The sequence below is a fragment of the Thalassotalea coralli genome, from assembly GCF_055786205.1.
This window is the reverse complement of sequence record NZ_JBVVBK010000001.1, coordinates 580,536-603,889: the sequence shown is the minus strand read 5'-3', so window position 1 is coordinate 603,889 and position 23,354 is coordinate 580,536. Positions and strand designations below refer to the sequence as shown.

Below are 23,354 nucleotides of genomic sequence, written 5' to 3'. Positions count from 1 at the left end.
GCTACTATTACAGTTTTTATCTTTATTTATGCAGTTTTTATCGCAAAAACTAATTTGCTAAGCACCAATGTGGCTAGCAACCAGCTTAGCTGCAGCCAAATCTTCAAGAGCATGACCAACAGATTTAAACACGGTTATTTCTTGTGCTTCACGCTCAATAGTGAACTCACCACGACATAAAGCAAAAAGATCAGCTTCGATTTGCTCACGTTGGATCACGCCTTCTTTTAAAGGAATGGCGATATCACCCGTTTCACGCAAAGCGCCTTCAAAGTTATCAACAAATATACGTGAGCGAGTTAAGCACTCATCGTCCATTTCACGCATATCTGGTCGATATGCACCAACCATGTCGATATGCTGACCAGGTACTAACCACTTACCAAAAACAAGCGGGTCTTGGCTCAAGGTTGCGCAGGAGATAATATCTACTTTGCCTGCGTAATCTTCAATACTGTCAACAGCTACTGTTTCAATATCCAAATGAGCAACTTGATCACATACTTGCTGAGCTTTGTCGATGCTACGTCCCCACACATATACTTTATTGATAGGTCTTACACTTGCATGCGCAGCGATCAATTGTGGAGATAAAGTCCCTGTTCCAACCATTAACATTGAGCTACTGTCATGACGAGATAAAAGAGAAGAAGCTAAAGCCGAAGCTGCAGCGGTGCGCTTAGCCGTAAGCATAGGTGCGTCCATCATCGCTTTCATTGAACCAGTATCTACATCTAAAAGTAAGTAAGTGCCTTGAATAGATGGTAAGTTTTTCGCGCTGTTTTCAGGCGCCACCGTAACTAATTTAATTCCTGCGACATCGCCTGCTTGCCAAGCTGGCATCATGAGCAATGTTGTTTCACGGCTTGCTTTTGGATTTTCCATATCAAAGTGCAAACGCGGTGGGACAGTAACGTCAGACGCGAACGCATCTTTTAGTGCAGGAACTAACGCTTTAAAATCTAGTGCTTTTTCGACAGTTTCAGCAGAAACAGTTAACATGGTAATACATCTCTTATGTTGCCTTTCGTGACATTATTGCATAATGTATACAGATATAAAATACTACCTGTAGTTTCTTTCCCAGTTTACATTTAATTTTAAAGTTTTTGTCACACTTTGATAACTTCTCACTCAAGGGCTAGTGTCGTAAACTAACGTATTGGCTAACTAAACGGAGCTAAAAATGGAAGATTTAAAAAACCCGTCTCTTTTTCAAACAAACTCTTTTATTAACGGGCAGTGGTTAACTAGCGAAAATAAATTCAATCTATACAACCCAGGTAATGAATCGCTAATTTGCCAGTTAAGTGAAGTAACAGAAGCTCAAATAGAATTAGCCATCGCATCAGCTAAAAACGCACAAAATGCCTGGCAGAAAAAAACGCCATTTGAACGTGCTGAACTTATGCATAATTGGGCAGCGCTCATCGATGAAAACAAAGATGATTTAGCCTTAATTATGAGCCGAGAACAAGGTAAACCAGTATACGATGCATTAGGAGAAGTGGTTTACGGCAACACATTTCTTACTTGGTTTGCTGAAGAAGGAAAGCGCGTATATGGCGATGTTATGACGTCGCCATTACCTAACAAACATATCCAAGTGATTAAGCAGCCTGTCGGCGTTGTTGCGGCAATAACACCATGGAATTTTCCAAATGCGATGATCACGCGAAAAGCGGCTGCTGCGCTAGGAGCCGGATGTAGTTTTATCGTAAAACCTGCGGCTGAAACTCCACTAAGCGCCCTGGCACTTGCTTATCTAGCACAACTAGCTGGTTTACCTGATGGGTTAATCAATGTCGTTGTTGGTGAAAATGCGCCAGCTATAGGCAACTTATTAACAACACACCCTGACATTAGTAAATTTACTTTCACAGGCTCTACCAGAGTTGGAAAAATTTTAACTGCTCAATGTGCTTCTACTGTGAAAAAAGTCACCATGGAATTAGGCGGAAATGCTCCATTTATCGTTTTCGACGATGGCGATATCGACCTAGCCGTTAATGCACTTGCCAACGCAAAAATTCGCAACAACGGCCAAGTGTGTACTTGCCCTAATAGAATTTATTTACATGAAGCAATCGCCGATGAATTTTCGAGAAAGCTGGTTGATAAGTTAAGTACAGTAAAACAAGGCTACGGCGAGGATGAGGGTGTTGAAATTGGTAGTTTGATCCACAACACAGCCGCGCAAAATGTGCATCGCCTTGTCGACATAGCGAGACAAGAAGGTGCCAACCTTTTGTTAGGCGGATTGACCGAAGCCCCAAAAAACAGTGTGTACCCACTAACGGTGCTTTCAGGTGTTTCTCACGGTGATTCTATTACCCGAGAAGAAATATTTGGCCCTGTTTTTCCGATAATAACATTCTCTGATGAGCAAGAAGTTATTAAGTGTGCAAACGATGTTGAGTATGGGCTTGCCAGTTACTTTTATACCAACAACATTCATCGTGTATATCGCGTTGCGGAGCAGCTTGATTTTGGCATGATAGGCATAAATGACACGCTAATATCAAATGCTGTTGCGCCATTTGGTGGTATCAAAGAATCTGGTTACGGTAAAGAAGGTTCAAAATATGGCCTTGACGACTACCTAGTAGTTAAAGCACTTACCCTTGGTATTCAACAAAATTAACTTCGACAAAGTAAAAACGATATTTTTTAACCTTTTTACAAACAGCCATTGACAATCTTGTCGATGGCTGACACTCTAACCACCTATTCACTATTCCTTGGAGAGCAAGACAATGAGCAAGTCACCTTATTCTTACATCGCTATTGTTGATAATGTATCTTCGGGGATCTCGTGTTGCTCCCCTCTCGCTTAAACACTTAAGCATTGCAAAAATACTTTTTTTAACACTTTAGCGTTTGGCAAATGCTTTAAAGCTGTGCCGTTCGCAAAAAATTCGCAATCGCTGATGTAACACTTGTCTGTCGACCTTTGCTGGTTGGCACCTGTTTTCCTGCTAGCTTAGCAGTTCACACAAGGTATTTATTGTGACGACATCAAAAACAACAAACGTTTCGAATAACGAAAATATAGAAAAACTAACGAATTCAACTGAAACACAAACAGAAACTAAACAAGAACAACTTATGCAAGAAAATACAACAGAGGAAAAAATCGGATTTTTCCAACTTTTTCGCCGTGCTTTACGTGGTGAACAAAAGGACTTTACTACAGGCTCTATCGGAATCGCAGCCTTTATGCTCGCCGTACCTATGGTACTAGAAATGCTAATGGAATCGGTATTTGCGATTACCGATATTTTTTTCGTCTCAGGTTTAGGTGCAACCGCAGTTGCCGTTGTTGGCTTAACTGAAGCCGTGCTTACTCTTTTATATGCTTTGGCTATTGGCCTGAGTATGGCGGTTACGGCGACGATAGCCCGCAGATATGGCGAAAAGGACATTGAAAAGGCCAATGAAGTTGCAGGTCAAACCCTATGGATCGGCATGTTAGTCGCTCTACTGGTAGGCTTTGTTGGTCTTAATTTTGCGGAAGACATTCTAGCATTAATGGGCGGAGACCAAGCACTAATTGAACAAGGCAAAAGCTACACGAGTATTATGCTTGGCGGTTCAATTACCATCCTGTACCTATTTCTAATAAACGCTATTTTTCGAGGTGCTGGTGACGCATCAATAGCCATGAAGTCATTATGGATAGCAAACGGTATTAACATTGTTCTTGATCCTATGTTGATATACGGCATCGGTCCATTTCCAGAAATGGGACTAACCGGTGCTGCGGTTGCCACAAATATCGGCCGAGGTGTCGGTGTACTTTTTCAACTTTACTATTTGTTCGGAATGAATGGCCGTGTCCAAGTGGCGTTAAAACATTTGGCCCTCCACATAGAGGTTTGTGTAAAACTACTAAAAGTATCTTTTTGGGGAGTCATTCAGTTTATTATTGCAACCGCTAGCTGGATTGCACTAGTGCGAATCGTATCTACATATGGAAATGATGCTGTAGCAGGCTATACCATTGCCATCCGACTCATCATGTTTGTCATATTACCAGCGTGGGGGTTAAGTAATGCGGTAGCCACTTTAGTGGGCCAAAATCTAGGTGCACAGCAGCCTGAGCGTGCGGAAATGTCGGTAAGGCGAGTTGCCAAATACAACGTATTTTATTTAGTTGCGGTAGCCATTGTATTTTTACTTATACCTGAACAAATAGTGGGATTGTTTACTCAAAACCCTGCTGTAATTGCCTACGGTGCTGATTGTTTGCAGCTCATTAGTTACGGAAATGCCTTTTTTGCATTAGGTATGATTTTAGTACAAGCATTTAATGGCGCGGGAGATACCATGACACCAACGAAAGTAAACTTCCTGTGTTATTGGTTAGTACAGATACCACTTGCCTATAGCTTAGCTAAGCTAATCGCATTAGGACCAAATGGCGTGTTTATTTCAATCACCATTTCGCAAGGGTTATTTGCAATCGTCGGTTGGTATCTCTTTAAAAAAGGAGCGTGGAAACAACAAACCGTTTAAGGTAATTCACGTATGGCCGCTTTCGCCATGGAAGCGGCCTCTTCAATATGAACTAAGCTAAGTTGCAAAGCACTGGTTAAATAATCTACTATAAATTTTACTGAGTTGTACCGAACTCCCCTACTCATAAGGATGTGATATGTCCGTATTAAACGATGAAAATTGGGTTGAGCACGCAATTGCAGTTGCCGATGCCCGAATAGAGCAAGCTAGAAGTACCTACCCTGAACTTGACGATAAACGCGACAATTATGGCTTTTCCTCGATTGTTGATTCTGAGACAAACCACCAATATGTCGATATCGTTTTCGAAGGTGGCGGCATGCTTGGCATTGCATTAGTTGGTTACACGTATGCCTTGGAAGCCTTGGGGATTCGATTTAGATCCGTGGCAGGGACTTCAGCAGGTGCTATTAACGCTGTTTTGCAAGCAAGTGTTAATCCCTCAAAAGATGGCACCAAGAGTAAAAAACTGCTCAATATTATGGCCGATACTGTATTCTTCGACTTCGTCGATGGCATCGAGTCAGGCGCTAGAAAACCTCTTGTTCAAGAATATGTAAATGGCGCACTCAATGGTTCATTGACACAACAGTGGCAAGATAAAGGTATGTTCGGTAAAGCATGGATGGCTTATAAAAAACTGGACGATATCAAGTCACTTTTTGGTAATGTTAAAGGCCATTTTGGTTTAAATAGTGGAAATGCATTTGAAAACTGGTTAGCTGATATTCTTTATAATGAGCAAGCTCATACCGTTGGTTTGTTAAAGCAGCGATTAAATGACTTGCCTGAATTTTCATTTTGGGACGGTACAGAGTTAATTCCTATTTCATCAAATGATTTAGGTGCAGAGTTGAAAGTTATCGCTTCAGACATTACCACCTCTAGTCGCGCTATTTTCCCACAGGACGCGCCTTTGTATTTTAATAAAGGTGATGAAACATCTGTCGCTAAGTTTGCGCGTGCTTCGATGGCGATACCGTTTTTCTTTACGCCTTTAGTTGCCTCGGAGCCATCTCAAGACCTTGCCGATTGGCAAACCTATAGAAAGTTTGGCAAAGAAGAGTTACCTAGTGGAAAGCCTCCGAGTAAAGTGCATTTTGTCGACGGCGGGTTAATTTCAAACTTTCCTTTTGACGTATTGCATTCACCTCCTCCTAATAAACCTAGATTACCTACCTTCGGTGTCAAGTTAGAGGTCGACTATCGCTTTTCAGAAGTCGATAGTCTCGGGGCTTTTTTAGGTGGCATTGTTGGCAGCGCCCGCAGAGCACTCGACAACAGATACACAGACAAATACTACCAAGAATATCGTGCATTAGTTGAAGAAGTTCCCATAAGAAAAGGCATCTCTTGGCTAGATTTTGACATGTCGCCTACGCACAAAAAACAACTATTTGAGGACGGTGTAATAGCGGCGTTGAACTTTGCGAGACGCTTCGATTGGCAAGAATATCAGCAAATGCGTTGAAGCAATAAATATACAGAAACATGAGTACAGAATAGAAAATGCTAACTTAAAGCGCGAAATCTAAAACAGGCACTAAATAGTGCCTGTTTTTTAAGGATTAACCTTTCTTATCCTGTTACTTAATTGGTTCTACTCAGTAGATGTTTGGCTACCGCTAAACGAGTTTCTTCATCTAAATAATCTTGTGGTGGCATTTCAGGATAGTCATCACGCTTTTTGGTTGGCTTAGCAATCCAGTCAGCAAGCCCTTGCGGGTTATCCATATATAACGCTTGGATTATTTGAACTGGCGGACCAATCATGCGACCAGTATAAGTATGACAGCCGGCACAAATGCCCATATAAACAACCTTTCCTCGCTCAGAAGGGTCAATCACACGAGCAGGTACTGGTTCATCGAGAATGTAACTATCAATTGAAGCCGTATTAGTAAAACCACACTCTTTCCAGTCTGAAACCCCAACGGTAACATAACGGTGGCGATTGATAATACAACTGTCACGGCTAGTACCAACCCGAATAATGTCTGGATTACCTTGCTTAAACTCTGTCAGCATTAACGCCTTGGCTTCATCAATTGTATCGTAGCCATTATTATCCATAAGGTTATCTAAAATCATGACTTTGTCTGGCGCAGGATCAGATTCAGGATCAATCGTGGTATTTGGCGCATTTTGGTGGTCGGTGATAATTATACCAGCTGTTTTATTGCCCGTAATGATGTTACCTTCAACAATGACTTCATCCGCTGCCATAATCAAGATACCCGTACCCGCTGGAATACCTGCTACTGTAGATCCTGGCGCACCAAAGTTAGCCGTATTGTTATTAACAACGAAGTTATTTCTAAGAATAACGTCATAAGTGGTTTTTATGGGCAAACCTGGAGTGATGAAAGCTAGGATACCGCCAGTGTTATTGTGAACATAGTTATTCTCAACAATCGCATGGCGAGAATTTTCTATTTCGATACCGGCGACACTATCAAAAACTTCGTTGTGGGCAACGTGGATATTGTCGCTCATCCCCACATAAATCGCCGCATCTTCGATACCAGAAATAATGTTGTGCTCAACAATACCGTTCTTACCTAATTGAGGAAAAATACCATAAACACCGGTATCTACAATGATGTTGTTACGAATCTCAAAGTTGTTTCCTGCTTGCCCCATAATGGCATTGCCTTTGTATTTAGTAATAAGTAAGTTTTCAACAACAATGTTATTACCTGAATACAAAATGGCATCGTTCAATGTGCCTTGTCCATCTAATGTCGCTCGCTTACCTTCTTGGATGACACCGCGAATACGAATATCGTCTTTATCTATATATACAGTCTCGTGGTAAGTTCCTGGCATTATCTGAATCGTGTCACCCGGGTTTGCAGCTTTAACTGCCGCCATGATAGAGTCGCCTTGCTCAATAACATGGACTTTTCCTTCAACGGTGCGCTTAACTACCGCGCTTTTGCCTGACACTGTTTGCTGATCATCAGCTTTGTTATAACCGCCACTATAGCTTGCCCCTTCACTGCTACTGGTAATAGTTGGCGCAGATTGATTTCCGCTACCTAAGTACATGCCAAATGCAAAGGCGCCAATAGCAATAGCTATCGTCACTGTTTTTTTAGAGCTCATATTATTCCCCGTTCCCACTTGCCTGTTGATGGAATTGTAAATGTTGTTGTTTTTGTAATACGTGTTGTTGCGTTTCCAATTGCTGTTGTCTTATCTGATATTTGCTGTCGACAACAGGTAATCCGGATGGAACCGATTTCGGAATTTCAGGTGTTAAACTCTCGTCAGTTAACGTACCTAAAAATTCCACTATCAGTTGAATTTCTTCCTTGGTTAAATTTGGCTCCCAAATATGCCAATGCAGTTGCATCTTCTCGCCTTCGGGTACGGCATGTCCTCGTCCTTTGGTATAAAACTCAACGGTATCAAATAGGTTTTCAAATTTTCCTGAGTGCATGTAGGGCGCTGTTTTGGCGATATTTCTTAAGGTTGGCACTTTAAAGCCACCACGTAACTTTTCTGCATTAAAGGTTTTTTGTGCACCAATATCTCTTGGCAAACCATCTGGCTCAGGTGTACCGATAACGGCTATTTGGTTATTCGTGAAAAGAGGCGGTTGATGGCATTCTGCACAACGTGCCACAAAAGAGCGAAATACATTCATACCAGCGATTTCTCGCTCAGTTAGTACATGATGAGCACCATGGGCATATCGGTCATACCGACTGTTAAGTGAAATAAGTGAACTCTGAAATGCCGCTAGTGCTTTAGCCACTTGTGATAAGTTTATGTCAGTTGAATTAGGAAAGGCTTTTTTAAATAGTTGTTGGTAAATAATGTTGCTGTTCAAACTATATAAAAGCTTTTCCGGTGTATTGCCCATTTCTTTAGGGTCAAATAATGGCCCTATTGCTTGCTCTTCTAACGTATTGGCTCTGGCATCCCAAAAGAACTTGTCTAAGAACGCCACGTTCCAAAGTGTAGGAGCTGAACGAGCAACCTTTTCACCCGTAATGCCAATACTTCTATCTAAGTCGTCACTAAAGCCTTTATCAGGTTGATGACAACTCGCGCAAGAAAGGCTGCCATCAGCCGAAAGTGCCGGATCAAAAAACAAATAGCGACCTAGATCTATTTCCGCTGGTGTATAACCATCCTTGTGAGCTGGTAAAGCAGTTTGCGTACCGCCAACACCTCGACCTTGCACCGAATCGTAAAATTGATACAAATTGACTAAGCGGCAAACACCCGCTTCTGTCAGTTCAAAACTAGCAGGGCAATTTTTTGCCAAAGAGAAGCCTTTCTCGCCCAGACTTGTTTCTACACTAAAAGATTGCGAATGGATGGCAAAGTTAGCTGACAACATCAGTAACAATGCAGTGAATAGATTAATGGCTCTCATATACATTCTTACTGTTGTTTACTGATATAAAATAAGATGTCGGCAAGTTCTTGTTCATTAACTGTTTTAGCCATCATTGCCATCTGTTTACCAAATGTGTCTTGCGCATCAGCACCGCGAATTCCAGCGGTAAAATTTTTCATTTGGCGTAGCAAATAATCGTTATTTTGACCTGCCAATCTAGGAGCATTAAAACTAGGGTTTCCTTCAGCTTTACCACCATGACATGCACCGCATTTTGCTTGGTAATAGCGACTGCCATTTTTCATATCACCATTGAGATTATTATTGATAAATACAGGTTCTAGCTTCGATATATAGTCAGCTAACTCTTTTATGTCACTCTCAGATAAATTCTTAGCAAAAGCATTCATTTGCATGCCTAAAATATCTTTTGAATGGCTTCCTCGAACGCCTTTAGCAAAGTGTTCTAGTTGGCGAGTAACGTACACCTTAGATTGCCCAGCAATAGCAGGAGATTTTACTGCTGCATTACCCTGCCCTTTTATTCCATGACAGGCGATACACTGTTTAAATGCTTTGGGCGGGGTTTGAGTGGCTTGAGATTGTCCTACCACTAATAGCGAGGTCGCGATTAGCGTTGTAATAGTAGCGATTCGTTTAATAGGCACAGAGAACTTCATTTACTCACCAAAATAATAGGTCGATGTATTGACTATAAATGGCAACATTGAAGGATGCTGACGAATAATAAAAAAAAGCTGACGCATTCTAAAAATACGTCAGCTTTTCTCTACGAATTGATTAACTTTCAGTTAGTTACAAATCAGTTGTTTTCTTAATTTTAGATTTCACTTAGGTGTTTTTTACGAAATTCTGTTGGTGTAATACCGTGAATTGTTTTAAATGCTTTATTAAAAGAACTTAAACTTCTAAAACCACTTTCAAGAGCCAAGGTCAAAACAGGCGTTGATTTAAATTCAACTTTAATCAGTGACTCGCTGACTTCTTTGATGCGGTAATGGTTAAGAAAATCGTTGAAGTTTCGATAGTTTAATTCACCGTTGATCAAGTTTCGAAGTTTATACTCATGAATCGCTAAATGCTTCGCAAGTGCCGCGATTGTCATGCCATCTTGTTGATACAGTTTCTCTTGTTCCATTGACGCCAAAACTTTTGCCAGTTCTGGAGAATTTTGTTCTATCGAAGGCTCATTAATTTTAACGCTGGATGACAACGAGAACAATGAATCAGGTTTTACTTTGAATAACAGTAAGTTAATGGTCAACATTAATGCCGCAAGACAAGCACTTTCGACAAGGTCAATCCAACCACCTGTAATGTTAAGTAACTGCTCAGTAACGATAACCAACATAATATAAACGGCCGCAAATGAGATTACCCCACCGCGCATATATCGGCGATTCTGCACTAAATCATCGCGCCATTGCTTGGCCGCAATATATAAACCATGACCGATCAAGCCTAACTCTAACATCAAGCTAGCATTTTTTATGTATATATCGAATGCAAAAAGTTGCTCAGCACCAACCACTAGCCTTAGTGCTTCAATCACAGTAGGAATAATTAGCGTTAATGATGCAATAGCTAAGTGTTTCTTTTTAATCACCTTACTATCACCAAAAACACTCAAACATACGAGCCAAAATAACCCAGGTAAAGCGTTACCACCTATGTGGCCTAACCACCAAAGTACAGAATAATTTGCGATTGGAGAAACCAATTCACTGATTAGATAAAAACAAGCTGAATACATTAAGGCGATAAATACCTTTACAGAAAAATCGTCCTTTGCCGCAGGGATTAATAGCAAGGCACACAGCAACATTTGAGAAAAGGAAAAATGGAAAAATAGCTCTGTCATTTGATTGTTATCATTATATAGAAGCAGTAACTCAGTCTAAACACTCTGATTTTAAAAAGAAAGCTGCTTTCAAAGATAAAAAAGCCAGGAATTATCCTGGCTTAGTTTTTTAAAAGTTAACTGATTTAAAAAGCAAATTTAAAATCAATACCCGCTTCAAGTCCTCGATTAATCCTTCCTTGTGGAGTACCTAGCACGTCAGCAGTTAACCCGCCAATGCTCAGCATATAGCGGTTATCTAACAAGTTTCGTCCCCAAAGACCTATTTCGTAAACATCGTTATCATCTGTCCAAGAAATACGGGCATTTAAAAGCTCATGATCTTCAAAGTATTCATCAACTGCTAGCTTATAATCTTCTAAGCCTGGTTGATCGCGATTAGTGTTCTCTCTAAACACGTAATCTATATGAACATTTGCTTGACCCACAGATACCTCTGGCATCCAGTTCAAGGTAAATGTCATATTCTTCTCAGCATTTGTCGACGTTTTTGTTGCTTCGATAAGCTCACCCTCACCATTATAAAATTCTGGAGAGTAATTATCAGTTGAGCGAATTTCTGTTAATACATGGAACTCAAGTGAATCTGTTGCCAACCAACGCAAATCAATTTCGATGCCAGTAATTTCACGATCTTCATTAATAATTGTAGGAACGGCCTGTGGAGAGCCTGGCGGTTTTGAATCGACAGACCTTTGAAGGTTATCCAGCTCTAGATAGTAAGCACTTACATTAGCAACCAATTCTCCCCATAAAACCGCTTTATAGCCAATTTCATAGTTAGTGGTATCTTCCGGCTCGAAAGATTGCATACTTGGCGTAAGGGAGTCGAAACCACCCGATTTGTACCCTGTCGAAAACGAAGCAAACAACATTTGATCGTCATCCACTTGGTAACTGGTAACTAAGCGCCCGGTTACCTTATCCCAAGTATCAGAGGCCGCCATATTTACTTGCGGGAATAGGAGATTACCAACGCCCGGTCGCACAGCAGCAAATGATGTTTCAGGAATAAACCAGGTAAAATCTTTTTCATCTTTTGAATAACGTAAGCCGCCGATAATGTTCCATTTATCATCAATCTTATAATCTACATCGGCAAAAATACCCCAGTTGGTAAAATCACCTGTGTTATTCACGCTTTCTTCCCAAAACTGACCGGTAAAACTAGGGCCAAATATCTCTGGAAAGCCAAGCTGGCTCGCGACGATATCGTAAGTAACATCGCCAGTCATGGTAACAATTTCAGGTGTTAGCGGCACACCAGGCATGCCAATTCCTGCCATGATGTCATCTGCAAAACCTAAGGCATTTAATGCTCCAGCCCATTCATTTGCATCCCAAATATGGGTCATTGGAAAGCCGTTTAATTCGTAAAACGTATCTACAGCGCCGTCAAACGTAACACCAGAGCCAAATGCAGCTTCAGCATGAGCATCGGTATTACCACCGATCATGGCAGCAACCTGCTCAGCTACACCACCATAAATAAAGTTGTTTACTTCGCCAGTGACCAGACGCGCTGCGGTATCAGCCGTCATATTCAACTCACTGGTTTGCTTCACTTTTTCCTTTGAATAAGAAAAGCCGGCAACCGCATTAATTTTGTCCGTTAAATAATTAATCTGTAGCTCTGTATATAGAATGTCTGAATCTTCATTATTGGATGTGTCGAAATAACGCGTAATATCCGCAGTACCATCTTCATCTTGGCGATTTTCAGTTTCCCAATCACGATAGGCGAGAACGTATTTCATTGACCAATGTTGATCAAAGTCATGGAAGAGCTTCGCCGTAACGCCATACATATCGCGTGCTTCGACACCTTGCCTAACATCATTTTCCGCCTTTGAATTAAAAGGCGTTTTTCCTTGATTATAAGCGTACTCACTTACACCAACAGCCATTGGCGGGCCTTGCTCTAAATCATCCCAATCGTATGCGAGCTGAAACTGAGTAGCTTCACTAATATCCCACAATAGTGATACGCGCGCAGCGTTATGGCCGCGCTCTCCGAGGTCCCAAATTTTATTGTTTTGATTCCACTCAGGTGACGCCACATTTTCAACGATACCGTCTTGCGCATTCGTTAAAAAGTTAGCTCGCATATAAATAGAATCTGATAGCGGCAAGTTAACCATGCCTTCATATTTTTGTAGATTATCCGTGCCGATTGTCGCTTTAATGAAACCCTCAAAGTCTTCATGCGGAGACTTAGGTACCATATTTACAACGCCCATTGCGGCATTTCGACCAAACAAGGTCCCTTGTGGACCCTTTAAAACTTCGATGCGCTCCATATCAGAAAACAGGACATTTTGTGCAGCGCGCGGCATATATACATCATCATAAAAAGTTGCAGAAGAAGGGTCACCACCTACGCTGATATTGGGGCTAGAGATGCCGCGCATGGTTATGCCTGCTTGGGTCATATTGCCATCGCTAAAATCAAAGCCCGGAATAAATTTATCGATATCACTCAAATTAACTGAACCAGACTCTTCAATAAGGTCTTCACCTACCGTGCCAACAGTCACCGGCACTTTTAAGATATTCTGAACACGTTTTTGCGCGGTAACTGTAATGACTTCAATTTCACTTTCAGTTGCTTTTGTCTCTTCGGCAAACGCAGCTGGTGCTGAAAATATCAAAGAGGTAATAATGGCTTGGGCTAGTGGACTTTTCTTGGTGGTGAAATGATTTGTGTGAGTTGCTCTACTCTTTAACACTCGTTCGAGCAAATAGCGATTTGCCATACTCTCTCTCCCCTTATTGAACCGATTATTTATAATTTTTATCTTTCCGATAACTTTTCAATAGCGTCAAACGCGTTATCGATAGCTTCGTTTTTTTTATTATCAAAATCACTATAGGTGTCCACCACAACAAAAGCTTGTTAAAAGCTAAAAAAACACTGACGAAATCTTAAAATTCACTGAGCAATTCCTTAAATAGCGTTTATTTTTCGCTAACTACACCTAGTGAAGCTTTAACCACCTTGCAGATGAACAAGTTGAAAACCTGTGTATTTTTTTACATTCATGTCGTAATTTCGCCAGTTTTTCTCGACAAATTCGTTATGCTAATTTGCAAATCACATAGGTATAATGACCGTTATGAATCAAGAATTAGATGTCGCGGTATGCGAACAAGCAAGGTTAAGCAGAGACGCTAGATTTGACGGAAAATTTTTTACCGCAGTTCTAACCACGGGTATTTTCTGCCGACCTGTTTGCCCTGCACGGCCACCAAAACCTGAAAATGTTCAGTACTATTTAAGTGCAGAGCAAGCGCAATTAGCAGGATTTGCTCCATGCAAACGTTGTTTCCCCGAGCGCGCAGCGAATAAAAGCCTGCCTGTAGACCTGAGATCTGCGCTGGGTCGCTTCGATGCCAGCCTGCAATCACTAGATGATTTAGCAAATATGTTAAACATTGGCCCGCGTCAGCTACAACGGAAGTTTTTGCAGCACTTTGGTGTCTCCCCAAAGGCGTATTTTCAGCAACAAAGGCTACTCCAAGCAAGAAAGCTCATTACTACCACGAACTTACCTTTTACCGACGTTTGCTACGCCAGTGGCTTTAACAGTGTTAGGCGATTTAATGAAGCAATAAAATCTAACTATGGCAGTACACCTAAAGATCTAAGAAAAGGCAAAGCACTAGCGGATACACCAAGCATTAAAATCAGTTTAAGTTATCGACCCCCTCTTGATTGGCCATTAATGCTGTCTTTTTTCCAAACCCGACAAATTAGTGGCTTAGAAAAAGTTACCGATACAAGCTACCAACGCAGCGTTCATATCGACAATTGTACTGGCTGGCTTAAAGTTACTCATGACGAAAATAAATCGGCACTAAACCTTGAGGTATATTTGTCTGATTATCGACATTTAAACCAAGTAATTTTGCGTGTTCGACGTATGTTTGATTTAGATGCGGACATGGCGATTATTCACGAAAATTTAAGCAAACACCCAATATTAGCAAAAGCTATCAATAACAACCCAGGATTACGATTACCTGGAAGCTGGGATACGTTTGAGTTTTCTATTCGTGCCATTTTGGGTCAGCAAGTTTCGGTTAAGGCGGCAACGACGCTCGCTCGTCGTATCGTTGAAAAATACGGCGCGCAAGATACATCATTACCCGAAGAAATGAGTTATAGCTTTCCGTCACCAGAGAAGCTACACCAACAATCCTTTGAAGGGCTAGGGTTAACAGGCTCGCGTATTAGCACCTTACAAAATTGGGTCGATTTTTGGGTTAATCATCCCGACTATTTTAATACCAATAGAACACTAATAGAGCTGCAAAATGACTTATGCCAGATAAAAGGCATTGGCCCGTGGACAGTTAACTATTTAGCAATGCGTGGCTTAAGTGACCCTGATGCGTTTCCAGCTGCGGACTTAGGGGTTATTAAAGCGTTATCAAACGAAGAAAAACGGTTAACCCCAAAAGTTATTGAAGCCATGTCTTTGCCGTGGCAGCCATGGCGAGCATATGCCACCATGCATTTGTGGTATTCAAAGACCAAATAACAAAGAGATTGCACATGAAAAACACTTCAATTTACTATCAAACAGTGATTAATTCGCCTTTTGGTAAGATTCACCTGACTTCATCTGAACAAGGGTTAACTTCCTTAACTTTCGTTGATGATGACTTTAGTTGCCCTGATAATATAAATACCGTTATTGAAAAAACCGTGATGCAATTGAACGAGTATTTCAATAAACAAAGAACAGCTTTTGACATTCCATTAGATGCAGGTGGCACTGCGTTTCAACAACAAGTTTGGCAAGCTCTTACGGAAATCGAATGTGGTACAACAACCAGTTATGGTTCGCTAGCAACAAAAATTAAAAACCCTAAAGCGGTAAGGGCTGTAGGTTTAGCTAATGGAAAAAATCCTATTGCCTTAATTGTACCTTGCCATAGAGTGATAGGAAGTAATGGTAAGCTTACCGGATACGCAGGAGGGTTAGCATTAAAGGCGAAACTACTAACTCATGAAGGCGCAGAGTTTATTTAGGAATAAACTCTGCTAGGTAATAACTCTCTGCAGAAACAAACTATTCTATTTCCCACATTACGCGTTTTTCTTCGCCTTCTCGAATAAAGAATACTTCGACTTTGTCTCCGCGTTCGTATTCTCTCAAACGATCAATAATAGTAACAACAGAGTTCAGATCTTTTAGAGGCCTATTGGCAATTTTTATAATGATGTCACCACCTAAAAGTAGTGGTCGTTCACCAATCATCACATTCAGGTGCCCACCTCGAAAACCCATATGATCTGCAGCTGTACCAGGAATAACTTGCTGGATTAGTAAACCAAAACCATAAGGATTGTTTATTGCTTTTGATTCCTGGTCTGTTAATAGGTGAGGAATAAAACCAGCAAATGTGCCTGGATCACTCTCGATAACTTCATGAACAGAATCAATAGAGACGACAAAACCTAATCCTTGGCTCCCGCCTGATTGAGAAAGGATATAACTCACTACACCGATGATTTCGCCCTTTTCATTAAACATAGGGCCGCCTGAATTACCGGTATTTATCGCGGCATCTGTTTGTAAAAAGCGTGGCGCTATACCTCCATCAGTTACTGCCTCTTCATCGCGAATACCACTTAAATAACCTACCGACAAACTGTGACTGATCCCGTATGGTGCACCAATAACGACAACTTGGTCACCAATTTGATAATCACCTGCTTTAGCGAGTGGCAATGCTGGAATTTCTTCTGGCTTTTTTGCCGCTTGAATCATGGCTAAATCAATTAACGGATTAACCCAAACCACGTGACCTGATGTTTCTACACCATTGGCGTAAATAACTTTTATTTTGGTTGCTCTGTCAACCACATGTGCTGCGGTTAAAATTCTACCTTTATCATCAATAACAGAGCCTGAGCCCAATGAGTTGAAAGTAGTGGCCTTATAATTAACCTGTCCAGGCTTAGGCTCTGCAAGTGATCTGACATGCAATTCAACGACGCCACTGTTTACGGACTGGTATAGAGACTTTACACTATTAGCCATTGCGCTAGTGCTATTTAGCATTAAGATAAAAATTAAAAACGCTAACTTGTACATCTGACTTTGTTTTCCTTTTTTAAAGGTAGAGTTATTTTATAAGCGGTTGCCACTGAGCAGGCCTATTACACTTAAATAATTTTCAAGAAGTTGGAATTTAGCATATTTCTCGATAGGAAAAACATGGAAATTATTAGCCTTATTGCCATCACTTTTTTAATTTGGATGATATGGCAGCTATATCGTGCCAAGCAATTTACTCAATTTAAACGGTTTATTAATGAAGAGATGTCGAAAAAAGTGCTTCAACATGTTGAAGAAAAACTGACTACGGAGCGCTCAGAGCTTTTTCCGAACAATGACGAACACATAAAGGCAGCGCAATTCTATTGGACACAATACCCAGTGAGAACATTGCAATATGCACTTAATTTTCAATTAATTTCTAGCGAACAATTAAAAAAGAACGGTCAATATCGACATAGCCAACACCTTTTTCATACACAAGGCCATTGGCTACATCAATTTTCTAACGAAGAGGAACTAGTCGATTCTAGAGAACTGTAAATCCCATACGCCATGCCCTAAGCGGTGACCGCGATCTTCGAATTTAGTTAACGGACGGTTATTTGGGCGAGGAACATAGTCATTCGTTTCCGAAAGATTTTTATAGCCTTCTGACGACTGCATATCTTCTAACATACATTCAGCGTAGTTTTCCCAGTCTGTCGCCATATGGAATACACCGCCAACTTTCAATTTTTGTCGAATCGTTTCCACGAATTCAGGCGATACAATGCGACGTTTGTGATGCTTTTTCTTATGCCAAGGATCAGGGAAGAATAACTGAACCGTCGTTAAGCTCGCAGAAGGAATACAATCAGCAAGAATTTCAATTGCATCATGCTCGTATACGCGTAAGTTTTCTACGCCTTCTTCTTTTGCTAGCGCGATACATGCACCCACACCTGGGCGATGCACTTCAACACCAACAAAATTTAGCTCAGGGGCATTTTTCGCCATTTCAACAAGTGACTTACCCATGCCAAAACCAATTTCTAATACCACTGGATTGTCGTTGCCAAACACTTTGGTAAAGTCAACTAAGCCATCGGTATGATTTAAGCCCATTGTTCCCCAGTAAAGCTCTAAAGCTTTGGCTTGCCCTTTGGTTAAGCGCCCTTCGCGTTTAACAAAGCTGCGTACTTTGCGGATATATTTACCTTCTTGCTCCGCCTGCTCAATGGTTTTATGGGTTCTTTCACTCATAGCTTTTCTTTAACTGATAAAAATTAATAACATTTTAGGGCGCGTATTATCCTTGTTTATGGGTGGAAACTCAATCAAGGATGCTATAATAGAGCTTTTACAGCTAATCCATTTACATCACTATGATAAAACGCCCTTTATTATTAACTGCTTGTTTACTTTTGCCGCAGCTTTCTGCAAACGCAGACACCTTATGGTCTGATTTTAGTTTAACTTTACTAAAAGGTGATAATTACCAAGTTGGCGATAACGAACGTACTGTGGCGACATTTGAATACGCTTCTGGTCACAATTGGGGTGACAGCTTCTTCTTCATGGATAGATTAGAGTCAGATAATGGCGATACAGAAACTTACGCGGAATGGTCGCCTAGAATTAAGTTTTCAAACACAAAACTCGGCTTTATCGAGAATCTATATTTTGCTGGAACAGTAGAAATTGGCGATGGTTTTACCAACTACTTATACGGCGTTGGTACCGATTTTAAAATTCCTGGTTTCGATTTTTTCAAAGCAAACGCCTACATTAGAAATAATGACGGTATAGATAACGGCTCTCAAGTAACCTTATCTTGGGGTGTGCCTGTAGGCCCGCTTTATTACGATGGCTTTATTGATTATGCCAGCTCAACGGACGACACCGAAACACACATGAACTTCACGTCTCAGTTAAAGTACAACTTAGCGCCTGCTTTAAACTTAAAAACAAAGCTTTTTGTTGGTATTGAGTATGTTTACTGGAATAACAAATTTGGTATAGACGGTGTCGACGAAAGAAACGTTAATGCCCTTGTAAAATATCACTTTTAATACTGAAGCATTCGCTTATAAACGCTAATTAACAAAAAGCCGGATAACGATAATCGTTATCCGGCTTTTTTGATAAAATATTTGTGCAGGTTAAGCGTCGTTGCCCGCCCACCAGATATCGTATAAGTCGCTTACAGATACTGCTGTTGCGCCATTACTGCTTAACCAGCTTTCTACTGCTTTACGATGTTCTTCAGTACAGCTTCCTAGTTTTTGTGTACAAATAAGGCCATGCCAAATAGTGTCACCTTCACCAGCAAAGCCAAGCCCGTTAGGCTCAATCGCTTCAGCAAAAAACTTATCGATAAACGCATCTAATGTGTCGCCATCAATACCATCTTCAAGTTTCCAGGCAACATCAAAACCTAACTCCTGAAACTCATCAACTCTTAATTTTTTTCTCAGACGTCTATTTCTGTTTTTCGCTTGCGCTTTCATAGTAAGTCTCGCTTAGTAAATATCGCCGCCAATATAGTGATTTTTAGCGCAAATATCCATAGAATTTTAATGAATTTGTTCAATGAATTGGCTACACTGCGCCGTTATGAATATAACAACACATCTATCTGCAGCCTCGTGCAAACAATTTGGTGAACAAGTTGTTTCTTGGTATCACGAGCAAGGGCGAAAGCACTTACCTTGGCAACAAAATAAAACCCCTTATCGCGTTTGGATTTCTGAAATCATGCTACAACAAACGCAAGTAGCAACTGTTATTCCGTACTACCAGCGATTTATGGAAAGCTTTCCAACCGTTGTTGATTTAGCAAATGCGGACCAAGATACCGTATTGCACCATTGGACAGGGCTAGGCTATTACGCTAGAGCAAGAAACCTACATAAAGCCGCACAAATAATTAGAGATGAATACAAAGGTGAGTTTCCAACCGATATAGACCAAGTTATTGCCCTTCCAGGCATAGGACGTTCTACTGCTGGAGCTATATTAAGTTTGTCTCTAGGGCAACATCACCCTATTTTAGATGGTAATGTAAAGCGCGTATTATCTCGCTTCTTACTGGTAGAAGGTCATAACGGGCAAGCTAAATACGAAAAAGCGCTTTGGCCAATAGCGGAGGCGGTTACGCCAGCTAAAGAAGTTTCAGCGTTCAATCAAGCCATGATGGATTTAGGTGCTACCGTATGCACTAGAACAAAGCCAAGCTGCCCACTTTGTCCGTTGGAAAAAACATGCCTAGCTAACTTAGGCTCTGAACAAGCGAACTTTCCACAGAAAAAACCAAAGAAAACCATCCCTGAAAAGCAAACTTTAATGGTTATTTTTCAACATCAAGACAAAATTCTGTTAGAAAAGCGCCCTCCTTCAGGCATTTGGGGCGGACTGTGGTGTTTTCCTGAAGCAAGTGAGCAAGGTGAAATCGAAAAATTAGCTCAAGCGAATAACTTAACGGTTCACTCAACAACTAAATTAGAGACTTTCAGACACACCTTTAGCCATTACCATTTAGACATTACCCCTATGATTGTCTCTGTAAAAACAAGTGGCTCACAGGTACGAGAAACGCAAGATGTGACTTGGTTAGCTCATCACGAAAATTCCGAGCTTGGTTTTGCAGCGCCAACAATAAAACTATTAAAAATTGTAAAAGACCACGCAATGTTTAGCTAAAACACGAGCATTGCTTCACTCATATCGCTATAATGTCGGCCATTATAGCTTTATCATTTTAGAGAGTTCCCATGAGCAGAGTTGTTTTTTGTCAAAAACTTAAAAAAGAAGCACCAGGTTTAGGTTTTCAGCTTTATCCAGGTGATGTTGGTAAGCGTATTTTCGACAATATTAGTCAAGAAGCTTGGACAGATTGGCAGAAGAAACAAACCATGCTGATCAACGAACATAAAATGAATATGATGAACCCTGATGATCGCGCGGTATTAGAAAAAACAATGGTAGATTACTTGTTTAATGATATCGAGCCTAAAATTGAAGGCTACGTTCCTCAAGGTAAATAGTGGATTTTTCTTTTGATTGGCGTATTTTCGTCACAATATTTGCTTCGGTATTTATCGCTGAATTAGGTGATAAAACCCAACTTGCGACTATGTTATTTGCTGCCGATAAAGAGGTAAGTAAATGGATGGTATTCTTTGCGGCATCAGCTGCTTTGATTGTAGCGACTGCGGCAGGTGTTTTAGCTGGAACTTTTTTAAGTGAATATATCAGTGAAAAAGTTTTATCTTATATTGCAGGAATCGGCTTCATCGCCATTGGCGCATTTACCCTATACAATGCCTAATGGTTTTAAGGAAATTTAGCCAGATTTCGAAGTATAATCCAACAATCCGAAGAAAAAAGCGTCAAACGATAATTTTTTCAAAAAAAAGTGTTGACCTTGTTTGAGAAAAACAGTTTAATACGCCCCGTCTTCAGGACAACGCAGTTTTTCTGAAAGATGCCCAGATAGCTCAGTCGGTAGAGCAGGGGATTGAAAATCCCCGTGTCGGTGGTTCGATTCCGCCTCTGGGCACCATTATTTTGAGATATTGAGACAATCAATATTTCGGTGCCAAGATAAACACATGTTTATCGCACACAAGTTTCGTGTGCCGACTTAGCTCAGTTGGTAGAGCAACTGACTTGTAATCAGTAGGTCGCCAGTTCGACTCCGGCAGTCGGCACCATTTATCAGATAAGCCCAGCATTAGCTGGGCTTTTTTGTTTCCACTCCTGCCCTCGTCTTCGATTACAATTTACTTCCATGTAAATTGCCCTTCGGGCCACACAAGTGTGTTCAAAATTGCTCCTGACAATTTTGTCCGGCAGTCGGCACCATTTATAAGAAAGCTTCAATAGCAATATTGAGGCTTTTTTTTCATCTCAATTTTAGAGAACTGCCCTACTGATGAATCAGTAGCTAAGTAGATTTGGCAGTTCGACCCAACCGTTGGCACCATTTATCAGATAAGCCCAGCATTAGCTGTTTTTTGTTTCCGCTCCTGCCCTCGTCTTCAAATACAATTTACATTCTTTTTAACATCTTAATCTCATTATATTTTTGCAAAAAATGCTAGTTGTGTTACCTTCTGTGCTGCGCTCAAACCTAGCAAGATTAAAGGAAGTTTTCATGCCATTTAAGTACAAACCCTCTCAAATAAAATGGCGCGCAATATTTGCAGAATCTGCGTTTATCAGCGCAAGTATATTATTAGCATTCGCCCTACAAGACTGGGATGAAGACAAAGATATAGAACAGCGCACTATGATCGCTTTGTGTAACGTAAAATCTGAGCTTACCTTCAACCGAGGGTTGCTTAAAGACGACTATATTCCGCGCCAGCAAGGCATGCTTTCCTTATCTGAAGCTGCGGTTATCGAGCTTCAAGCTCAGTCTGAAACCCAAATTAAATTAAGCCAATTTCAAGACATGTTGCTTAGTGAACCTTTAAGGTATTCGGCATGGACACTTGCCGGCGAATCAGGCTATTTAGTTTATGCTAATTTTCAGTTAGCAACTGAAATAGGCGCGCTCATTGATTACCAAGAAGACAGATATAAGAAGATCGTTGAACGTATGAATAACACTGTCGTAGACTTAAAAATGTATGGCGAAAAAACGCCATTAGCAAGTTATAAGGCGTTGACTGACCTTACTAATGCGTGGATCAGCCAAACCCAGTATTTGGAAGCAAAATACGATGCGCTTTTTCAACGCAAAGACTTTATCGCGCTGTCCTGTAGCTAATCAATAAGCATTAATTAACGGTTATGTGTAATTCGAGTTAACCCTTTATTGGGGCAAAACGTATAGTTATTGTCACTATTTTTTCCCTTACCTTTGCCAAGAGTCCATCTAAACGTTAGGCAGTCTTTCTCATCGCTAAGCTCTAGGATTTCAATTCGCACCGGCTTCTTTGTACCGTAATGCCTTACTTCACCTTGCTGCCAGTATCCAAGCGGAAATTTACTACTCAAACCACTGTAAGTTCTTTCGCCCCATTGTTTACGTTTATCGTAAATTCTGACTAAGCCATCTTTAGAATTGTTGATAGTAAAGTGTGAGATAACCTCACCTCGGCTGGGAATGAAAAATGTTCTCAAGTAATAAGTAAGCTGCTCACCTGCCCAAGCAATTTTAGTGTTGTTTTCTTTTGTCTTAAAAGGTCCTTTAATATGGTATTTATCACACTGCTTACCATCAGCAGATGCACAAGTAGTCGTTGAAACGCTGTTTAGCTTCAGTTCGTGTTTTCCATCCCACTCTGCACCAGTAAAAAGCTCAACGGGGATAAAACGGCGATTAGACTCAGCCGCTTGCTGCATAGGTTCACTAGACGTCGCTATTTGATCAGCAGCGACTTGGAGAGGCAATAACAACGAAAGACAAGTAAGAGAGAAAGTGGTGAGTAATTTCATTGATATCCTTTTCTATAACAAACTTTGTTTGATTCATTAATAAGAGACATCAAAGTTAGAAAAGGTTTAAATGTATTAAAATTTATATTATTCGGGT

The 23,354-nt window shown here is 40.7% G+C and carries 21 protein-coding genes and 2 tRNA genes; 13 read left to right on the top strand and 10 right to left on the bottom strand.

The window, feature by feature from the left end:
- Nucleotides 1–57: 57 nt before the first annotated feature.
- Nucleotides 58–1,002, bottom strand: coding sequence for a bifunctional Delta(1)-pyrroline-2-carboxylate/Delta(1)-piperideine-2-carboxylate reductase (lhpI, locus tag ACOB80_RS02650; RefSeq protein WP_473164249.1), 945 nt, complete (start codon nucleotides 1,000–1,002; stop codon nucleotides 58–60).
- A 184-nt stretch (nucleotides 1,003–1,186) separates the two neighbouring features.
- On the opposite strand from lhpI, the gene ACOB80_RS02645 reads away from it, so the two are divergent.
- The 3 genes from ACOB80_RS02645 (at nucleotide 1,187) to ACOB80_RS02635 (ending at nucleotide 5,992) form a co-directional block, all read left to right on the top strand.
- Nucleotides 1,187–2,644, top strand: coding sequence for an NAD-dependent succinate-semialdehyde dehydrogenase (locus tag ACOB80_RS02645; protein ID WP_473164248.1), 1,458 nt, complete (start codon nucleotides 1,187–1,189; stop codon nucleotides 2,642–2,644).
- 365 nt (nucleotides 2,645–3,009) lie between these two features.
- Nucleotides 3,010–4,518 (top strand): MATE family efflux transporter, encoded by a 1,509-nt coding sequence (locus ACOB80_RS02640; protein WP_473164247.1) that lies wholly within the window; start codon nucleotides 3,010–3,012, stop codon nucleotides 4,516–4,518.
- Nucleotides 4,519–4,657: 139 nt separating this feature from the next.
- Nucleotides 4,658–5,992 (top strand): patatin-like phospholipase family protein, encoded by a 1,335-nt coding sequence (locus ACOB80_RS02635; RefSeq protein WP_473164246.1) that lies wholly within the window; start codon nucleotides 4,658–4,660, stop codon nucleotides 5,990–5,992.
- A 119-nt stretch (nucleotides 5,993–6,111) separates the two neighbouring features.
- Here the strand turns inward: ACOB80_RS02635 and ACOB80_RS02630 are convergent, their stop codons facing one another.
- The 5 genes from ACOB80_RS02630 to ACOB80_RS02610 form a co-directional block, all read right to left on the bottom strand.
- Nucleotides 6,112–7,629 carry a parallel beta-helix domain-containing protein gene (locus ACOB80_RS02630; protein WP_473164245.1) on the bottom strand — a complete coding sequence of 506 codons (1,518 nt, stop codon included), beginning with the start codon at nucleotides 7,627–7,629 and terminating at the stop codon, nucleotides 6,112–6,114.
- 1 nt (nucleotide 7,630) lies between these two features.
- A complete protein-coding gene (locus ACOB80_RS02625; protein WP_473164244.1) occupies nucleotides 7,631–8,911 on the bottom strand; it encodes a cytochrome-c peroxidase in 1,281 nt (426 codons plus the stop codon).
- A gap of 8 nt (nucleotides 8,912–8,919) precedes the next feature.
- Complete coding sequence (locus ACOB80_RS02620) at nucleotides 8,920–9,555, bottom strand: c-type cytochrome (protein ID WP_473164243.1); 636 nt, start codon at nucleotides 9,553–9,555, stop codon at nucleotides 8,920–8,922.
- 161 nt (nucleotides 9,556–9,716) lie between these two features.
- On the bottom strand, nucleotides 9,717–10,757 hold the full coding sequence (locus tag ACOB80_RS02615; RefSeq protein ID WP_473164242.1) for an AraC family transcriptional regulator: 1,041 nt from the start codon (nucleotides 10,755–10,757) through the stop codon (nucleotides 9,717–9,719).
- Between the two features lie 125 nt (nucleotides 10,758–10,882).
- The gene (locus tag ACOB80_RS02610) at nucleotides 10,883–13,513 is read right to left on the bottom strand and encodes a TonB-dependent receptor (RefSeq protein ID WP_473164241.1); all 2,631 of its coding nucleotides are present in this window, start codon (nucleotides 13,511–13,513) and stop codon (nucleotides 10,883–10,885) included.
- A gap of 360 nt (nucleotides 13,514–13,873) precedes the next feature.
- On the opposite strand from ACOB80_RS02610, the gene ACOB80_RS02605 reads away from it, so the two are divergent.
- Together ACOB80_RS02605 and ACOB80_RS02600 are read left to right on the top strand one after the other, a co-directional pair.
- On the top strand, nucleotides 13,874–15,301 hold the full coding sequence (locus ACOB80_RS02605; protein ID WP_473164240.1) for a DNA-3-methyladenine glycosylase 2 family protein: 1,428 nt from the start codon (nucleotides 13,874–13,876) through the stop codon (nucleotides 15,299–15,301).
- Nucleotides 15,302–15,315: 14 nt separating this feature from the next.
- Nucleotides 15,316–15,795, top strand: coding sequence for a methylated-DNA--[protein]-cysteine S-methyltransferase (locus ACOB80_RS02600; RefSeq protein ID WP_473164239.1), 480 nt, complete (start codon nucleotides 15,316–15,318; stop codon nucleotides 15,793–15,795).
- A gap of 40 nt (nucleotides 15,796–15,835) precedes the next feature.
- On the opposite strand, the gene ACOB80_RS02595 is transcribed toward ACOB80_RS02600, so the two are convergent.
- Complete coding sequence (locus ACOB80_RS02595; protein WP_473164238.1) at nucleotides 15,836–16,864, bottom strand: S1C family serine protease; 1,029 nt, start codon at nucleotides 16,862–16,864, stop codon at nucleotides 15,836–15,838.
- Nucleotides 16,865–16,987: 123 nt separating this feature from the next.
- Here ACOB80_RS02595 and ACOB80_RS02590 point away from each other — a divergent pair, with 123 nt between their 5' ends.
- Nucleotides 16,988–17,371 (top strand): hypothetical protein, encoded by a 384-nt coding sequence (locus ACOB80_RS02590; RefSeq protein WP_473164237.1) that lies wholly within the window; start codon nucleotides 16,988–16,990, stop codon nucleotides 17,369–17,371.
- Here ACOB80_RS02590 and trmB read toward each other — a convergent pair.
- The gene (trmB, locus tag ACOB80_RS02585; protein ID WP_473164236.1) at nucleotides 17,348–18,073 is read right to left on the bottom strand and encodes a tRNA (guanosine(46)-N7)-methyltransferase TrmB; all 726 of its coding nucleotides are present in this window, start codon (nucleotides 18,071–18,073) and stop codon (nucleotides 17,348–17,350) included. The genes ACOB80_RS02590 and trmB overlap by 24 nt on opposite strands.
- Nucleotides 18,074–18,195: 122 nt before the next feature.
- Between trmB and ACOB80_RS02580 the strand changes: the two genes are divergently transcribed.
- Nucleotides 18,196–18,882: a nucleoside-binding protein gene (locus ACOB80_RS02580; RefSeq protein ID WP_473164235.1), complete on the top strand. Its 687-nt coding sequence runs from the start codon at nucleotides 18,196–18,198 to the stop codon at nucleotides 18,880–18,882.
- 90 nt (nucleotides 18,883–18,972) lie between these two features.
- Here the strand turns inward: ACOB80_RS02580 and ACOB80_RS02575 are convergent, their stop codons facing one another.
- On the bottom strand, nucleotides 18,973–19,320 hold the full coding sequence (locus tag ACOB80_RS02575) for a 50S ribosome-binding protein YggL (RefSeq protein WP_473164234.1): 348 nt from the start codon (nucleotides 19,318–19,320) through the stop codon (nucleotides 18,973–18,975).
- A gap of 106 nt (nucleotides 19,321–19,426) precedes the next feature.
- On the opposite strand from ACOB80_RS02575, the gene mutY reads away from it, so the two are divergent.
- From mutY to ACOB80_RS02545, 6 genes are all read left to right on the top strand, one after another.
- A complete protein-coding gene (mutY, locus tag ACOB80_RS02570) occupies nucleotides 19,427–20,512 on the top strand; it encodes an A/G-specific adenine glycosylase (protein WP_473164233.1) in 1,086 nt (361 codons plus the stop codon).
- Nucleotides 20,513–20,583: 71 nt separating this feature from the next.
- Nucleotides 20,584–20,856 carry an oxidative damage protection protein gene (locus ACOB80_RS02565; protein ID WP_473164232.1) on the top strand — a complete coding sequence of 91 codons (273 nt, stop codon included), beginning with the start codon at nucleotides 20,584–20,586 and terminating at the stop codon, nucleotides 20,854–20,856.
- Entirely contained in the window at nucleotides 20,856–21,140 is a 285-nt protein-coding gene (locus ACOB80_RS02560) for a TMEM165/GDT1 family protein (protein ID WP_473164231.1), read from the top strand. Before ACOB80_RS02565 ends, ACOB80_RS02560 begins: the two co-directional genes overlap by 1 nt.
- Before the next feature lie 158 nt (nucleotides 21,141–21,298).
- A tRNA-Phe gene (locus ACOB80_RS02555) sits at nucleotides 21,299–21,374 on the top strand.
- A gap of 75 nt (nucleotides 21,375–21,449) precedes the next feature.
- Nucleotides 21,450–21,525: transfer RNA gene (locus ACOB80_RS02550), tRNA-Thr, on the top strand.
- 443 nt (nucleotides 21,526–21,968) lie between these two features.
- The gene (locus tag ACOB80_RS02545; RefSeq protein WP_473164230.1) at nucleotides 21,969–22,586 is read left to right on the top strand and encodes a hypothetical protein; all 618 of its coding nucleotides are present in this window, start codon (nucleotides 21,969–21,971) and stop codon (nucleotides 22,584–22,586) included.
- 14 nt (nucleotides 22,587–22,600) lie between these two features.
- Here ACOB80_RS02545 and ACOB80_RS02540 read toward each other — a convergent pair whose 3' ends face one another.
- Nucleotides 22,601–23,257, bottom strand: a complete 657-nt coding sequence (locus ACOB80_RS02540) for a hypothetical protein (protein ID WP_473164229.1) — start codon at nucleotides 23,255–23,257, stop codon at nucleotides 22,601–22,603.
- Between the last annotated feature and the right edge of the window lie 97 nt (nucleotides 23,258–23,354).

Bases quoted from the DNA above. Each gene is read 5' to 3' on its own strand.
- trmB (WP_473164236.1), bottom strand. From the start codon at position 18,073: ATGAGTGAAAGAACCCATAAAACCATTGAGCAGGCGGAGCAAGAAGGT.
- ACOB80_RS02620 (WP_473164243.1), bottom strand. From the start codon at position 9,555: ATGAAGTTCTCTGTGCCTATTAAACGAATCGCTACTATTACAACGCTA.
- ACOB80_RS02600 (WP_473164239.1), top strand. From the start codon at position 15,316: ATGAAAAACACTTCAATTTACTATCAAACAGTGATTAATTCGCCTTTT.
- ACOB80_RS02575 (WP_473164234.1), bottom strand. From the start codon at position 19,320: ATGAAAGCGCAAGCGAAAAACAGAAATAGACGTCTGAGAAAAAAATTA.
- ACOB80_RS02580 (WP_473164235.1), top strand. From the start codon at position 18,196: ATGATAAAACGCCCTTTATTATTAACTGCTTGTTTACTTTTGCCGCAG.
- ACOB80_RS02615 (WP_473164242.1), bottom strand. From the start codon at position 10,757: ATGACAGAGCTATTTTTCCATTTTTCCTTTTCTCAAATGTTGCTGTGT.
- ACOB80_RS02635 (WP_473164246.1), top strand. From the start codon at position 4,658: ATGTCCGTATTAAACGATGAAAATTGGGTTGAGCACGCAATTGCAGTT.
- ACOB80_RS02590 (WP_473164237.1), top strand. From the start codon at position 16,988: ATGGAAATTATTAGCCTTATTGCCATCACTTTTTTAATTTGGATGATA.
- ACOB80_RS02540 (WP_473164229.1), bottom strand. From the start codon at position 23,257: ATGAAATTACTCACCACTTTCTCTCTTACTTGTCTTTCGTTGTTATTG.
- ACOB80_RS02545 (WP_473164230.1), top strand. From the start codon at position 21,969: ATGCCATTTAAGTACAAACCCTCTCAAATAAAATGGCGCGCAATATTT.
- ACOB80_RS02630 (WP_473164245.1), bottom strand. From the start codon at position 7,629: ATGAGCTCTAAAAAAACAGTGACGATAGCTATTGCTATTGGCGCCTTT.
- ACOB80_RS02605 (WP_473164240.1), top strand. From the start codon at position 13,874: ATGAATCAAGAATTAGATGTCGCGGTATGCGAACAAGCAAGGTTAAGC.
- ACOB80_RS02595 (WP_473164238.1), bottom strand. From the start codon at position 16,864: ATGTACAAGTTAGCGTTTTTAATTTTTATCTTAATGCTAAATAGCACT.
- mutY (WP_473164233.1), top strand. From the start codon at position 19,427: ATGAATATAACAACACATCTATCTGCAGCCTCGTGCAAACAATTTGGT.
- ACOB80_RS02610 (WP_473164241.1), bottom strand. From the start codon at position 13,513: ATGGCAAATCGCTATTTGCTCGAACGAGTGTTAAAGAGTAGAGCAACT.
- lhpI (WP_473164249.1), bottom strand. From the start codon at position 1,002: ATGTTAACTGTTTCTGCTGAAACTGTCGAAAAAGCACTAGATTTTAAA.
- ACOB80_RS02565 (WP_473164232.1), top strand. From the start codon at position 20,584: ATGAGCAGAGTTGTTTTTTGTCAAAAACTTAAAAAAGAAGCACCAGGT.
- ACOB80_RS02645 (WP_473164248.1), top strand. From the start codon at position 1,187: ATGGAAGATTTAAAAAACCCGTCTCTTTTTCAAACAAACTCTTTTATT.
- ACOB80_RS02625 (WP_473164244.1), bottom strand. From the start codon at position 8,911: ATGAGAGCCATTAATCTATTCACTGCATTGTTACTGATGTTGTCAGCT.